18 protein-coding genes and 1 pseudogene are annotated in these 13,191 nt (G+C 70.2%); 9 read left to right on the forward strand and 10 right to left on the reverse strand.

Going from position 1 to position 13,191, the window contains the following annotated elements; all coding sequences use genetic code 11:
- The 3 genes from M8J74_RS05130 to M8J74_RS05135 form a co-directional block, all read right to left on the reverse strand.
- A partial coding sequence (locus M8J74_RS05130; RefSeq protein ID WP_249835248.1) for an ABC transporter substrate-binding protein occupies positions 1 to 467 on the reverse strand: 467 nt, incomplete at its 3' end.
- A 100-nt stretch (positions 468 to 567) separates the two neighbouring features.
- The gene (locus M8J74_RS44965) at positions 568 to 669 is read right to left on the reverse strand and encodes a putative leader peptide (protein WP_372500111.1); all 102 of its coding nucleotides are present in this window, start codon (positions 667 to 669) and stop codon (positions 568 to 570) included.
- A gap of 256 nt (positions 670 to 925) precedes the next feature.
- Positions 926 to 1,471 carry a TetR/AcrR family transcriptional regulator gene (locus M8J74_RS05135; RefSeq protein WP_249835249.1) on the reverse strand — a complete coding sequence of 182 codons (546 nt, stop codon included), beginning with the start codon at positions 1,469 to 1,471 and terminating at the stop codon, positions 926 to 928.
- Positions 1,472 to 1,581: 110 nt separating this feature from the next.
- Here M8J74_RS05135 and M8J74_RS05140 point away from each other — a divergent pair, with 110 nt between their 5' ends.
- The 6 genes from M8J74_RS05140 to M8J74_RS05165 all read left to right on the forward strand — a co-directional run bounded on the left by M8J74_RS05140 (position 1,582) and on the right by M8J74_RS05165 (position 7,474).
- Complete coding sequence (locus M8J74_RS05140) at positions 1,582 to 2,592, forward strand: NADP-dependent oxidoreductase (protein WP_249835250.1); 1,011 nt, start codon at positions 1,582 to 1,584, stop codon at positions 2,590 to 2,592.
- 382 nt (positions 2,593 to 2,974) lie between these two features.
- Positions 2,975 to 4,723, forward strand: a complete 1,749-nt coding sequence (locus M8J74_RS05145; protein WP_249835251.1) for a sensor histidine kinase — start codon at positions 2,975 to 2,977, stop codon at positions 4,721 to 4,723.
- 121 nt (positions 4,724 to 4,844) lie between these two features.
- Positions 4,845 to 5,264 (forward strand): roadblock/LC7 domain-containing protein, encoded by a 420-nt coding sequence (locus M8J74_RS05150; RefSeq protein WP_200701517.1) that lies wholly within the window; start codon positions 4,845 to 4,847, stop codon positions 5,262 to 5,264.
- Positions 5,261 to 5,617 carry a DUF742 domain-containing protein gene (locus M8J74_RS05155; protein ID WP_058928645.1) on the forward strand — a complete coding sequence of 119 codons (357 nt, stop codon included), beginning with the start codon at positions 5,261 to 5,263 and terminating at the stop codon, positions 5,615 to 5,617. Before M8J74_RS05150 ends, M8J74_RS05155 begins: the two co-directional genes overlap by 4 nt.
- A complete protein-coding gene (locus M8J74_RS05160) occupies positions 5,598 to 6,215 on the forward strand; it encodes a GTP-binding protein (RefSeq protein WP_058927504.1) in 618 nt (205 codons plus the stop codon). The genes M8J74_RS05155 and M8J74_RS05160 overlap by 20 nt, the downstream gene beginning before the upstream one ends.
- Positions 6,212 to 7,474 (forward strand): cytochrome P450, encoded by a 1,263-nt coding sequence (locus M8J74_RS05165; protein ID WP_249835252.1) that lies wholly within the window; start codon positions 6,212 to 6,214, stop codon positions 7,472 to 7,474. The genes M8J74_RS05160 and M8J74_RS05165 overlap by 4 nt, the downstream gene beginning before the upstream one ends.
- 63 nt (positions 7,475 to 7,537) lie before the next feature.
- Here M8J74_RS05165 and M8J74_RS05170 read toward each other — a convergent pair whose 3' ends face one another.
- The 5 genes and pseudogenes from M8J74_RS05170 to M8J74_RS05190 form a co-directional block, all read right to left on the reverse strand.
- A complete protein-coding gene (locus M8J74_RS05170) occupies positions 7,538 to 8,764 on the reverse strand; it encodes a cytochrome P450 (protein WP_249835253.1) in 1,227 nt (408 codons plus the stop codon).
- A 130-nt stretch (positions 8,765 to 8,894) separates the two neighbouring features.
- Positions 8,895 to 9,242, reverse strand: a complete 348-nt coding sequence (locus tag M8J74_RS05175; protein ID WP_308406003.1) for a DUF3140 domain-containing protein — start codon at positions 9,240 to 9,242, stop codon at positions 8,895 to 8,897.
- Positions 9,243 to 9,255: 13 nt separating this feature from the next.
- Entirely contained in the window at positions 9,256 to 9,495 is a 240-nt protein-coding gene (locus tag M8J74_RS05180; RefSeq protein ID WP_058928647.1) for a hypervirulence associated TUDOR domain-containing protein, read from the reverse strand.
- A gap of 85 nt (positions 9,496 to 9,580) precedes the next feature.
- Positions 9,581 to 10,348, reverse strand: a complete 768-nt coding sequence (locus tag M8J74_RS05185) for a class I SAM-dependent methyltransferase (RefSeq protein WP_249835260.1) — start codon at positions 10,346 to 10,348, stop codon at positions 9,581 to 9,583.
- A gap of 180 nt (positions 10,349 to 10,528) precedes the next feature.
- Positions 10,529 to 10,738, reverse strand: a pseudogene (locus M8J74_RS05190) (DUF6086 family protein); the annotation flags it as partial.
- Here M8J74_RS05190 and M8J74_RS05195 point away from each other — a divergent pair.
- Positions 10,677 to 11,258: a DUF6086 family protein gene (locus M8J74_RS05195; RefSeq protein ID WP_249835254.1), complete on the forward strand. Its 582-nt coding sequence runs from the start codon at positions 10,677 to 10,679 to the stop codon at positions 11,256 to 11,258. The pseudogene M8J74_RS05190 and the gene M8J74_RS05195 sit on opposite strands and share 62 nt — an antisense overlap.
- Here the strand turns inward: M8J74_RS05195 and M8J74_RS05200 are convergent.
- A complete protein-coding gene (locus tag M8J74_RS05200) occupies positions 11,192 to 11,548 on the reverse strand; it encodes an STAS domain-containing protein (RefSeq protein ID WP_249835255.1) in 357 nt (118 codons plus the stop codon). The two genes, M8J74_RS05195 and M8J74_RS05200, sit on opposite strands and share 67 nt — an antisense overlap.
- Positions 11,549 to 11,715: 167 nt before the next feature.
- Here M8J74_RS05200 and M8J74_RS05205 point away from each other — a divergent pair, with 167 nt between their 5' ends.
- A complete protein-coding gene (locus tag M8J74_RS05205) occupies positions 11,716 to 12,183 on the forward strand; it encodes an ATP-binding protein (RefSeq protein WP_249835256.1) in 468 nt (155 codons plus the stop codon).
- A 10-nt stretch (positions 12,184 to 12,193) separates the two neighbouring features.
- Positions 12,194 to 12,559, forward strand: a complete 366-nt coding sequence (locus M8J74_RS05210; RefSeq protein ID WP_249835257.1) for a nuclear transport factor 2 family protein — start codon at positions 12,194 to 12,196, stop codon at positions 12,557 to 12,559.
- A gap of 85 nt (positions 12,560 to 12,644) precedes the next feature.
- Here M8J74_RS05210 and M8J74_RS05215 read toward each other — a convergent pair.
- Positions 12,645 to 13,191: ricin-type beta-trefoil lectin domain protein (locus tag M8J74_RS05215; RefSeq protein ID WP_249835258.1), on the reverse strand; the 547-nt coding region annotated here is incomplete at its 5' end.

Genomic DNA, 13,191 nt, shown 5'->3' on the forward strand with positions numbered 1-13,191 from the left:
TTCTTGCCCTTGACGTCCTTCAGGGACGTGATCTTCTTGGGGTTGACGACCAGCTTCACGCCGCCGGAGGCCGAACCGCCGATGATGCGCAGGCTCTTGCCGTTCGACTTCGTGTAGCCGTTGATGGCCGGCGAGGGGCCGATCCAGCCGATGTCGATGGAACCGGAGTTGAGCGCCTCGATTTCCGAGGGACCGGCGTTGAAGGTGGCGTACTCGGCCTTGGTCGCCCCGAGTTCCTTCTGGAACAGGCCCTGCTCACGGCCCACCAGCGCGGTCGCGTGGGTCAGGTTGCCGAAGTAGCCGATCCTGACCGAGTCGAGACCGTCGATCTTCTTCGCCCCGGCGGCAACCTTGGCGGTGTCGTCGCTCTTCGCCTCTGAGCCGTAACCGCAGGCGGTGAGGAGGAGGGGGAGCGTCGCTATGGCGGCGAGGGTGCGCAGCGTGGTGAGCGGTCTTGCGGCAGACACGAAGGTGTCCTCTCAGGGGAAGGAAGAAAAGGGCGTACGAAGCGACGGGGACTGGAGCCCCGGTGCGCTGATCTGAGGGTGGCCGGTGTGCTGGACGGCCTCAGCCAGGGCAACAGATGGCGCTGGACGTACGGCGGAGGTCGATGTGACGCCGCGAGGTCAGCAGGGGCAGCGACAGCAGTGCGAGGTCGCGCGCTCTCATACCCACCCCCAATGATCCCTAGTTTTCCTACCTGCTTGCTAGGGATCGTGGCAGAAGGAAGGGTCAAGCCCAAGAGGATGTTCATATGACGGACAGGTGTATCTCGCATATCGAGATTCGTGAGGTTTGCCCAGCTGGGGGCCCTGTTCGTGTGCGGGCCGTCGGCTCGACCGAGGTGCTCGGTCTGTTCCGTGCCTGGGGGGCCGACGGCGCCGCCTGAGCGGCGGACTCGCGGGGGCGAGGCTCATCGCGATCCTCACTTCGTGAGGATCGCCCCCGTGACCACGTCGACGAGGTGGCCGGCGCGCGGGGCGAGCGACGGCTGGTCGCCGATCCAGGCGAGGGCGGCGATCAGCGCGAACAGGTCGACGCCGTCGATGTCGTCACGTGCCCGGCCCGCGGACTGGGCGCGGGTGAGCAGCCGTGCCCCGGCCGCGCGCAGGGTGACGCAGGCGGCGTGGAGGGCGGACTCGGCGTCGTCGATGGCTGCTGCCATCAGTTCGGTCACCCCGCGGTATTCGGTCGTCCAGGCGACGCAGTCGCGCAGCCATGAGGCGAGGGCGTCTTCGGGTGAGCTCGCTGTCTCGAGCTCGTCCGCCTTGGCCGTGAGTTCTTCGAAGCTCGCTCGCAGGAGTGCGTCGAGCAGTGCCTCGCGCGTGGGGAAGTGGCGCAGCAGAGTCGCGAGCCCGACGTCTGCCCTGCGTGCGATGTCGCGGAGGGACACGTCGACGCCCTGCTCGGTGATGGCGCTTCCCGCCACGGCGAGGAGGTGGTCGCGGTTCTTCCTGGCGTCGGCCCGCATGTGTCCCTCTTGCTATCCGGATCAGTGGTCCATATATTCGGATCAGTGGTCCACTTATGTGGATCGCTGATCCGAATAAGCCTATCCCGCGATGCGGGCAGGAGTGAGCGATGTCGACACCCACCATGAAAGCCGTCCGGCTCCATGAACACGGCGGGCCCGAGGTGCTGCGGTACGAAGACGCCCCGATCCCCACGCCGGGACCGGGTGAGGTCCTGGTCCGCGTGCACGCGGCCGGCGTCAATCCTCCGGACTGGTATCTGCGCGGCGGGCTGACCGAGATGCCGGGGGAGAAGGGGTCGACGGTGAGCCTGCCGGTGATCCCGGGCACGGACGTGTCGGGTGTCGTCGAGGCCGTCGCCCCGGACGTCGAGGACTTCGCCCCCGGGGACGAGGTCTTCGGCCTGCTGCGCTTCCCCAGCTTCGACGGCAGCGCGTACGCCGAGTACGTGGCGGCGCCCGCGGCGGACCTCGCGCACAAACCGGCCGGCGTCGACCATGTGCACGCCGCCGCCGTGCCCATGGCCGGGCTGACCGCGTGGCAGTTCCTGATCGAGGTCGGCCATGACCGCCCCTCGCCCTTCCAGCGGGCCCGGCATCGCCCGACAGCCCTCGACACCGGCACGACGGTCCTCGTCAACGGCGCCGCCGGAGGCGTCGGACACCTCGCGCTCCAGTTGGCGAAGTGGAAGGGCGCACATGTCACCGCTGTGGCATCGAGCGCGCACGAAGCCTTCCTCCGTGAACTCGGCGCCGACCGGTTCATCGACTACACCAAGCAGCGCCCCGAAGACCTCGTGCGCGACCTCGACCTCGTCCTCGACACCGTAGGAGGCCCTGCCGGCGACCGCTTTCTGCGCACACTCAAACGCGGCGGCTCCCTGTTCCCCGTCTTCCCCGCGGAGGTCGCCGAGGAAGAGGCGGCGAAGCTGGGCGTGACCGTGTCGACCGCACAGGTCCGCTCCAGCGGCGCGCAACTCGCCGAACTGGGGCGCCTGTTGGACAAGGGAACGGTCCGCGTCGCGATCGACGGCACGTTCGCCCTCTCGGATGCCCGGGCGGCACACGAGCGTGCTGCCCGGGGGCACATCCAGGGCAAGGTCGTCCTCACGGTCCGATGAGGTTCGAGTCGGTCGAACTGCGGCTGCCGGCGCGTGAAGTGTCTTCCGTGCACGCAGTTGGCCGAAAACCAACGTTCCTGTCGTGAACGAGACGTTCCGGAGAGCGAATTCGGTCGCCGGTTGACGGGGTGACGGGGCCGCTCCGAGCGGACATCCGGGGTGTGTCGGGCGTTCCGGATGCGGAACGGTCTCTATCACGTCGATCTGTCGAAGCGACGTGATCGCGACGAAATCGAATCGTGGGCGGACTATGCAGCTTGTCCGATCTCGGGGTGCTGAGGAATGACTAGCATGAGCCGGTGTTCGGTCCTCCGGATCGAACCGTCGTGTGTCGGCCAAGCCTGTTTTTCCGTTTCCCGTTCCCAGGACCGAGGACCGCTGAATGTCCGTGCCTGCACCGCCCAGTCAGCATGGGTCAGTCAAACCGCCCCGTGCCGTGCCGGTCGCACCTCTGGCCGTACTGCTGGTGGGTGCTGCCGGCGCCGGCGCCGCCGTCGCGATGGCACCTGCGAACGCCCGTACCTGGACGCTCGTCACGGCCCTGGTCGCCTGGCTCCTCATGGCGGTCGTCGTGCTCTCCAGCGCCGTGCTGCTGCGGCGCTCGGGCCGGTCCACCACGGCGCTGACCGCGGAAGTCGCCCATCTCAAGGCGCAGTTGTCGCAGCAGTCAGCGGAAGCCGCCCACCTGGGGAACGTGACGCTGCCCGCCGTCGCCAAGCGGCTGCGGGACGGCGCGCGGGCCGGTGAGGTGCTCGCCGGCATGCCGGTGCCCTCCGAGCCCCAACTGCGGCTCATCGTCAACGCGTTCGCCGCCACGGTCGAGCAGGACGTCCGGCAGGCCGCCGCTCTGGACGCCGAACGGCAACAGGTGCGGCGCGAACTGGACGCGGGCGCTGCCGAACTGGAACGGCTGACGACCGAGACCCTGCCCGCCGCGGTCGCCATGCTGCGCGAGGGCAACTCCGCCGACACCGTGCTCGCCGAACTGGACTGGCCGCGGCTTCCGTTGCTGTACCGGCCCGCCGAGTCGTTCGTGCGCGAACTGGCTCAGAGCGAACGTCGGGCCGCCGCCGCCCAGGCGGCCTCGGCCAAGGCGCTGAGCCGGGTGCAGGCCAAGGCCGTCAGCATGCTCGCCGACCTGCGGGACATGCAGGAGCGGCACGGCGAGGAGGTCTTCGGCGACCTGCTGAAGCTGGACCACAGCACCTCGCAGCTGGGCCTGATGACCGACCGGCTGGCCCTGCTCATGGGCGGCCGCGCCAGCCGCGCCTGGAACAAGCCGATCGTGATGGAGAGCATCCTGCGCGGCGCGGTCGGCCGTATCGCCGCCTATCAGCGCGTACGCCTGCACTGCCCGACGAGCGCCGCGATCTCCGGCTTCGCCGCCGAAGGCGTCATGCACCTGCTCGCCGAACTGATGGACAACGCCGCCAACTTCTCGCCGCCCATCGACGAGGTCCATGTCTACGTCGAGGAACGCAGCGCCGGCATCGTCGTCACCATCGAGGACAGCGGCCTGAAGATGGCCGACGCGGCCATGCGGCGCGCCGAGGAGGCGGTGTCGGGGCGGATGACCGACCTCGCCACGCTGCAGGGCACCCGGCTCGGCCTGGCCGTCGTCGGACGGCTCGCCGTCAAGTACGGCATCAGCGTCAACTACCGTCCCTCCTCGCGCGGCGGCACCGGCGTCGTCGTACTGCTGCCCCTGCAACTCCTCGCCCAGCAGCGCGAACCCGCGCCGCGGGAGACCGTCCGCCCGACGGCCGCCGCGGTCGCGACGCCCGGACCCGTCGCCGCGGAGGCGCCCGCCACCGCGCCGCCGCCCACCGCACGCCCCGCCGCTCGGTCGGCGTCGCCCGAACCCGAGGCGCACCAGCGTGCCGCGGGCTCCACGCCGAACGGTCTGCCCGTCCGCGCCCCCGGCCGCACCATGGCCGAGGCCGAACAGGAGCGGCAGCAGCGCAGGGCACGCGCCGACGCCCCCGCCCGGGACGAGGACCGGCCGGGCGGACGCCCCGCACCACGCAACGCGGGCGCGAGCTTCGGCGCCTTCCACCGCGGCCGCCAGGCCGGCACCGGGACCCCCGGCGCCGGAGGCCGCCCCGAGGACGAGCCGCCACCCGGCGCGTAGGCCCCCTTCCTTCCCCGTACGGCGCCCAGGGCTCTGGCGCACATGCCCCCGCTCGACTTCGTGAGATTGGAGGAACGGGTCGGTGACCGGACAGCCGGGCACCACCGCCCCATCACCCACCATGCAGACCACCGACAACAGCCTCGTCTGGCTCCTGAAGAACCTTCTGGAGCGCACCCCCGGCACGCGGCACGCCCTCGTCCTGTCCCGGGACGGCCTCAAGCTGTGCTGGACCGAGCACCTGACGCTCGACCAGGCGGACCAGCTGGCGGCGATCTGCTCCGGCATCCAGGCCCTCGCCCAGGGAGCCTCCGTCGAGTTCGGCGACGGGTCCGGCGGCGTCCGCCACTCCATGACCGAGTTCCACGGCGGCCTGCTGTTCATCGTGGAGGCCGGTGAAGGAGCGCATCTCGCGGTCCTCGCCGAGGAGAACGCCGATCCCGGCGTGGTCGGCCATCAGATGACCGAGCTGGTGGAGCAGATCGGCGAGCATCTGCGGGCCGAGCCACGCCAGCGCGTCCAGGAGAGTGCCTCGTCGTGACGCGCAAGCCCGTGGACACCGGAGATCCCGACCGGCTCTACACGGTCACGGGCGGACGCAGCCGCGCCGACGACTCGTTCGACCTGGTCACCCTGGTGGTCAGCGAGTGCGAGCCGACCAGCGGCATGCAGTCGGAGCACGCTCGCATCCTCGACCTCTGCCGCCATCCCACGGCCGTGGTCGAGGTCTCCGCGGAGCTCGGACTGCCCATCACCGTGGTGCGCATCCTGCTCGGCGACCTCCTCGCCATGGGCCGCATCACCGCCCGCCACCCGCGCGCGGCGCAGTCCGTCGCCTCGCTCCCCGATTCCGCCCTTCTCAAAGAGGTGCTCCATGGGCTCCGTAACCTCTGAGCTGCCTTCCCGGCGAACGCCCCTGGCCGACGCCGCCGAGACCGGCCTGAAGATCGTCGTCGTGGGCGGATTCGGAGTCGGCAAGACGACCCTGGTCCGCTCGGTCAGCGAGATCCGGCCGCTCAACACCGAGGAGGTGATGACCCAGGCCGGCGTCGGCGTCGACGAGACGCAGGGCGTGGCGGCGAAGACCACCACCACGGTCGCCTTCGACTTCGGGCGGATCAGCCTCAACGAGCAGATGGTGCTCTACCTCTTCGGCGCTCCCGGCCAGGAGCGTTTCTGGTTCCTGTGGGACCGCCTCTTCTCCGGCACGCTCGGCGCGGTCGTCCTGGTCGACACGCGCCGGATGGACGACTCCTGGTACGCCATCGACCGGCTGGAGCACCACAAGACGCCGTTCGTCGTGGCCGTCAACCGGTTCGACGACGACCCCTCCCGCTACTCCCTGGACGAGATCCGCCAGGCGCTCGCCCTGCCGCAGCACGTGCCGCTGATCGACTGCGACGCGCGGGTCAGGACGTCGGGGAAGGACGTGCTGATCACCCTCGTGAACCATCTCTACGAACTGGCCATGACCCGGGAGACGACACCGTGACCGACGCCGGATCCTCCTCCCCGCCCGAAGCCCTCGCGGGGTGCCCCGCCCACCCCGGCGCGGTGCGCCTGGGTGGTCTGGAGTACCAGCAGACGCCGTCGCAGCTCTACCGCGAACTGCGCAGGAGGCACGGCGCGGTGGCGCCCGTGCTGCTGGACGGGGACATTCCCGCCTGGCTGGTGCTCGGCTACTCCGAGGTCAGCTATGTGACCAGCCACGACGAGCTCTTCGCCCGGGACTCGCGGCGCTGGAACCAGTGGGAGCACATTCCGGCCGACTGGCCGCTGATGCCGTTCGTCGGATACCAGCCGTCGGTGCTGTTCACCGAGGGCGAGGAGCACCGGCGGCGGGCGGGGGTGATCACGGACGCGCTGGAGGGCGTCGACCAGTTCGAGCTGGCCCGCGACTGCCAGCAGATCGCCGACCGGCTCATCTCGGAGTTCGCCGGCAGCGGCCAGGCGGAGCTGATGAGCGCCTACGCGCACGCCCTGGCCATGCGTGCCGCCGTGCGCATGTGCGGGATGCCGGCGACCGGCGAGGACACCCAGCAGCTCGTGGAGGACCTGCGGATCTCCCTCGACGCGGCGGAGGGCGACGACCCGGTGGCCGCGTACGGGCGGGTGGGCGCGCGGATCCAGCAGCTGGTGAAGGACAAGCGCGACAGACCCGGACCGGACGTCACCTCGCGGATCGTGCTCCATCCGGCCGGGCTGACCGACGAGGAGATCGTCCAGGACCTGATCTCCGTGATCGCCGCCGCCCAGCAGCCGACGGCCAACTGGATCTGCAACACCCTCAGGCTGCTGCTCACCGACGAGCGCTTCGCCCTGAACGTCTCGGGTGGCCGGCTCAGTGTGGGTGAGGCACTGAACGAGGTGCTGTGGCTGGACACGCCGACGCAGAACTTCATCGGCCGCTGGGCGGTGCGCGACACCCAGCTCGGCGGGCGGCAGATCCGGGCCGGTGACTGTCTGGTGCTCGGGCTGGCCGCGGCCAACACCGACCCGCAGATCTGGCCCGACTCCTATGTCGGGGCCGAGAACGCCGCGCATCTGTCGTTCAGCAACGGCGAGCACCGCTGCCCCTACCCGGCCCCGCTGCTGGCCGACGTCATCGCCCGTACGGCGGTCGAGACGCTGCTGGAGCGACTGCCCGACCTGGTGCTGTCGGTGGAGCCGGAGGAGCTGACCTGGCGGCCGTCCATCTGGATGCGGGGGCTGACCTCGCTGCCGGTGCAGTTCACCCCGGTGGTCCACTAGCGTCCGGGCCGGCGGGGGACGGGGTGGGCTGTGGGGCGCCCACCCTCCGGGCTTGCGCGAGGGTCAGCCGGTCACCGGCGTGAACCGCACCGGCAGGGACTGCGGGCCCCGGGTGAACACGCCCTGTTCCACGGGGTCGTAGCCCTCGGCGAGCCGCATGTCGGGCATGGCGTCGAGGAGTTGGTCGACGCCGATCTCGACTTCGGCCTTCGCGAGCAGGGCGCCCACGCAGAAGTGCCGGCCGAGGGCGAAGGCGAGATGGTCGGCGGCGGCCGAGAAGGCGGTCGCCGACGTCAGGTCCTCGCGGAAGATGTCGAACCGGTCCGGCTCGTTGTAGCGGTTCTCGTCCCGGTTGGCCGCGCCGATCAGGCAGGTGACGGTGGCGCCGGCCGGGATGGTGCCGCCGCTGAGTTCTACCTCGGTCGCCGACTGCCGCATGATCATGTGGACGGGCGGCGTGTAGCGCAGCGTCTCGGCGAACGCGCGGGCGATCAGGCTCCGGTCCTCACGGACGGCGGCAAGCTGCTCGGGGTGCAGCAACAGGTTCGCGAAGATGCTGGCGATGGCCTTGTCGGTGGTCTCGCCACCCGCGGCGAGCAGCAGGCTGCAGAAGGCCTTGATGTCCTCGTCACTCATCTTCACGCCGTCGACCTCGGCGGCGCACAGCGCGGACAGCAGGTCGTCGCCGGGCTTCTCGCGGCGCTCCCGGATGATGGGGAACATGTACTCGGCGAACTCCACCCGGGTCCGCTCGCCCGCCGCGGTCACCTCGGGGTCGCCGGAGAGGTTGCCGAGGAAGGCGATGACCGAGGTGTACCAGCGGTGGAAACGCGGGTGGTCGGCCTTGTCCAGGCCCAGCATGTCCGCGATCACGTTCACCGGGAAGCGGGTCGCGTAATCGGCCACCAGGTCGGCGGAGCCGGTGTGGCGGAAGGCGTCTATCAGGGCACGGGAGTTCTGCTCGATGACGGGGAGGAACTTCTCCTGCAAATCGCTGCCGCGGAACGCCGGGGCGACCAGTGCCCGGCGCACCGCGTGCTCGCGTCCGCTCAGCTGGAGGATCGTCTTGCCGTGCACCGGCTCGATCTGCCAGTTGTAGTTGTCGGTGGTGAACTCGCTCTTCTTGTCCTTGAAGACGCGCTCCACGTCGTCGTAGCGCGAGATGATCCAGCTTTGGGTGGGCTCGTGCCAGATGAGCGGAGCCGTTTCGCGCATGACGCGGTAGGCGCTGTAGGGGTTCGCGGCGAACTCGGGCGAGAGGATGTCGGGGACCTGTTGGGCGGTGGACATGGAGCTCCCTGAGGGCAGTGACGAACCGGTCGCCTCAGGTTATTGATCATCTCCCGCCCGCAACAGCCGTGTCCTGGCCGACTGTTGAGTAATGGACAATGGCTGGCCGAAAATCGCCGCTCCCCCGTGCCTACTTCCCGCTGTCGGCCAGCGGGTCGTGCCCCCAGTTCATCAGCGAGCGGCGCCAACGCGTGTCCCATACGTCCCCCTTGGGGCGCTGGGCGAGGTGGCGGTGGATGTACCCGTTCACCTTGCGCATGTGCGCGTAGTCCGCGTCCGTCAGGTCGCCCTTCTTCTTGCGGAGGATGTCCACGACGGCCCGGCCGGAGGCGTGCCCGGTCGACTCGCCGCCGTCCTTGTGCTGGCCGGCGGCCTCGGAGTCGTCGGTGGCGAGCCACTTCTCCAACGAGGAGGGCGTCATGTTCACCAGCTCGCGAAAGCTGTCCCAGGTCTCGCGCTTGTCGGCGTCGTTCGTCACGTCGGCCCGTCGCCTACTTCTTCTTGTTCTTCAGCGCGGAGGGCTTGTGCACCGCCGTACGTCCCGACTTGTCGCTGCGGACCTCGTACTGGGGCTCCTCCTCGGAGGCGTCGACGGTGCGCCCGGCCGCCTTCGTCCGCTCGGTGATCTTCTTCTCGACGGTGCCGGTGGTTTCGCTGCCGTGGCTGCTCCAGGCGACCTTGTCGCCCTTGGCCGGCTCCTTCTTCCCCCGGTTGTCCTTGTTCTTCGCCATGACGGACTCCTTGCGTGCGGGGCGGTACACCTCCACCCACCACCTTGAGGGCGGTGACCGGGGTCCGCATCCGGAGTGCGCGGGCTCATGCCTGATGCCGTGCCGTGTAGATGGTCGCGGTCATCGGTGCGGTCACCGGGCCGGGTCCGAGGCGGTCCGTCATCTTCCGCGTCACGGCGGCCTGGAGGGTCTCGGCGTCCGGGCGGGCCTGCAGGGCGGCGCTGACCGGCGTGCCGTTGAGGAATCCGGTGGCGACGGACGCGGCCGACTCCGCGACGCCGTCCAGGGTGATCTCCTCGGCGTCGGCCAGGGACAGTCCGGCGGCCGTCAGGTCGGAGGCGACCAGCGCCGGATCGGTGTAGCCGTGGGGCACCTCCCTCAGGAACGGAGGGGCTTCGCCGGGCAGGCACTCCTCCAGAGCGGTCTGGAAGGCGTCGTCGAAACCGTGCGCCGCCAGCGTGCCCCAACTGCTGAACACGAACCGCCCCTGCGGTGCCAGGACCCTGGCCACCTCGGCGTAGGCGGCGGGCCGGTCGGGGAAGAACATCACTCCGAACTGGCATACGACGAGGTCGAAACCGCCGTCCTCGAAGGGGAGTTGCTGGGCGTCGGCCTGCTGCCAGTGCGCGCGCGGCTCGCGTGCGGAGCCGGCGGTGACCATCGCTTCGTTGAGGTCGGTCGCCACCATCGACGCCTCGGGCAGGGCGGTGAGCAGGGCCGAGGTCAGCGCTCCGGTTCCGGCGGCGAGCTCCAGGATCCTGCCGGGCCGCAGCACGGCCGCCCTTGCGGCCAGGGCGGCCGCGAAGGGACGGAAGAGGGCCGGTACCAAGTGACGTTCATAGGCTTCGGGCATGGACGCCGTCCATCGCCGGTTCGCATCGTCTGCGTTCACCCGACGCAGAGTAGACCCGGGAAAGATGCGACGGCGGGCGGTCGCGGCGACCGCCATTTCGTGTCGGCCTCGCAGGGAGGAGATGCTTCCCGCGATGCGTAGTTCGTCGAGGGCGCGGAAGGTGGCATGGCTGGTTCTTCGGTGCTGAATCAGCAGGGCGTTGACGAAGACCTCGAAGGCGGCCGGGTTCATCCGGCACTCGTCGTTCTCCATCGGCCCGAAACCCGATGCGAGCCCCAGCTCCGCCTCGAACACGGCCACGTGGCGCAAGAACAGGCCGGCGGCTCCAATGGACGGGTTCCACACTGGCTTCACCGCCACGACGCTTGCCCTGGCCGAGCGGGCCGGCATCCCCGTGGACTGGGCCCTGCTCGGCGCCCCGCCCGAAGGCGCGCTCACGGATGTGCAGGTGTCGTCGCCCACGGGCCTGTCCGCACCGCGGGACGGCGAGACATGGGCGTCGCGCCTGCGGCAGAAGGCGCGGGAACTGGCACGTTCCATGCCTCGGTGCCCCGCGGCCGACCCCCATGGCCCGGGGCGGGCCGGCGCGTATGACCTTCGGGTGGAGGGAGCCGGTCGTCCGTCCGGGGCCGAGGAGAAGTTTCCCCCGTTCGGCGCAGACTGGCCGTGCAGGGGTGGGGCATTCGATGGTCACCCCCGGGGCGTGATCCTCCTGGCGCGCCTCGGGGTGTGGAGGTGCGGGTGTCGTGGCCATCCCCGAGTTGCTACGGCACACCGCCCGTCCTTCGGCAGCGGCCCCTTCCTCGCTGTCCCCGGCCGAAGAGGTGCGGCGACCCGAGGCGTTCAGATGCTGAGGGCTTGGTGGAGGGTCTCGCGGCAGTCGATGATGTCGTCCACGCCGACGATCTGAAGGGTGCGCCGGACCGACCCGCTGGGGGCGGCCAGACGAAGCCAGCCGCCCGCCTGCAGGTGCGAGCGGTGGGCGGCGATGAGGATGTTGATGCCGGTGGAGTCCATGAAGGTCAGCCGGCTCAGGTCGAGGACGGTGCGCGGGCGGCCGCCGTCGGCCACCTCCAGGGCGTGGCGGAGGTTCACCCCTGTGTCGTGGTCGATCTCCCCGGTCAGGCGAAGCACACGGATGCCGTCGGTGGTGGCGGTCACGACCGACAGCCCGGCGGGGGATTTGGTCGGTTCGGTCACGTGTCCTCGTCCATGCCGGTGATACTGGCAAAAAAGCCTGGGCCAGAATGGTGCGTCACACCGTACGGGCGACGCACGTACGAGGTGGGCCATCCGGGGGGCGGAGGGTCAGGCCCGCGTGTACGGGTACACGCGTAGGTGTGAAACGGGGAGTGGAGGCGACGGTGATGGATCCAGGGCCGACGGTCGACCGCGACAGTACCGCGCTCCGGCACGGTCTGCGTGGCTTGCAGACGTCCGTCGCGTTGGACGGGGACGGCGCCTGCATCGCCCGCGCCCGTCATCTGGCGGCGGACTTCCTCGCCCACCTCCAGGCCGAGCGCGGTGTCGAGGTGTCCGCCCGGGCGCTGGACCTGACACAGCTGGTGGTCAGCGAGCTGGTCACCAACGCCTGCAAGTACGCACCGGGACCGATACTGCTGCACCTGAGGGTGACCGGTGCGGTGGTGGAGGTGGTGGTGTGGGACTCGGAGCCGGCGCTGCCGGTGGCGCGGGGCGCCGACGCCGGCCGGGTGGGGCAGCACGGTCTGGAGATCGTGACGGCCCTCGCGCAGAGCGTCGACGCCCGACGCGAGCCGTCCGGCAAACGCGTCACCGCCCGGATCACGTTGAAGGACGCAGCCCCGGGCCGGTAGCAATACCTGCATGACGACGGAGAACGAACGGGCTGTGCAGGCGGCGATCGACGGGGAGCTGCGGCTTCTCGACCCCGAGGTACGTGCCTCGCCCGAGCGTGTGCGGGCGCTGCTGGATCCGGAATTCACCGAGATCGGGGCCTCCGGACGCCGGTGGGACGCGGAGTCGATCCTCACGGTGATGAGCAGTGGTTCGGTGTCGGCGGACTCTCCTGTCGAGGTCCGTGACATGGCGGGAGTGGTGCTCGCGCCGGGTGTCGTCCATCTGACGTACTTCGCCGACAATCAGGGCCGCCGGGTGTGGCGGAGCTCGCTGTGGCGTCTTACGGAGGCGGGCTGGCGGGTGTTCTTCCACCAGGGCACGCTCACGGACTGAGCTGCCTCGGCCACCGCTGCAGCCCCGAGTGACATTTTGGAGGGCCGGGCTCGCCAGCCTGTGCGGCGAGCCCGGCTCGCTCGGCTCAGCTCAGGCTGAACCTCTGTGCGGCTGCGCCGTTGCAGTCCCAGATCTGCAGGCGGGTGCCGTTGGCGGTGGCGCCGCTGGGGGAGTCGAGGCAGCGCCCGGACTGGGGGTTGAGGAGGGAGCCGTCAGCCTGCTGGACCCATTTCTGGCCGCCGACGCCATTGCAGTCCCACAGTTCCACCTTGGTGCCGTTCGCCGTGCCGTTGCCCACGATGTCCAGGCAACGGCCCAGGGTGGAAAGGGAGTTGTCGGACCGGTGGAACCAGTGCTGGTCCACGGCGTAGGACTGGCAGTCCCACAGCTGCACGGCGGCGCCGTTGGTACCGGTGTCGTCGGCGGCGACGTCGACGCACTTGCCGCCCGGTGCGGTGACGGTCCCGCCGCCGTTGACCGAGAACTTCTGGGCGGCCGCGCCGTTGCAGTCCCAGATCTGCAGGCGGGTGCCGTTGGCGGTGGCGCCGCTGGGGGAGTCGAGGCAGCGCCCGGACTGCGGATTGCGCAGGGAGCCGTCGGCCTGCTGCACCCATTTCTGGCCGCCGACGCCG

Source organism: Streptomyces panaciradicis (assembly GCF_023516615.1).
In the GTDB taxonomy this organism is placed as follows: domain Bacteria; phylum Actinomycetota; class Actinomycetes; order Streptomycetales; family Streptomycetaceae; genus Streptomyces; species Streptomyces panaciradicis.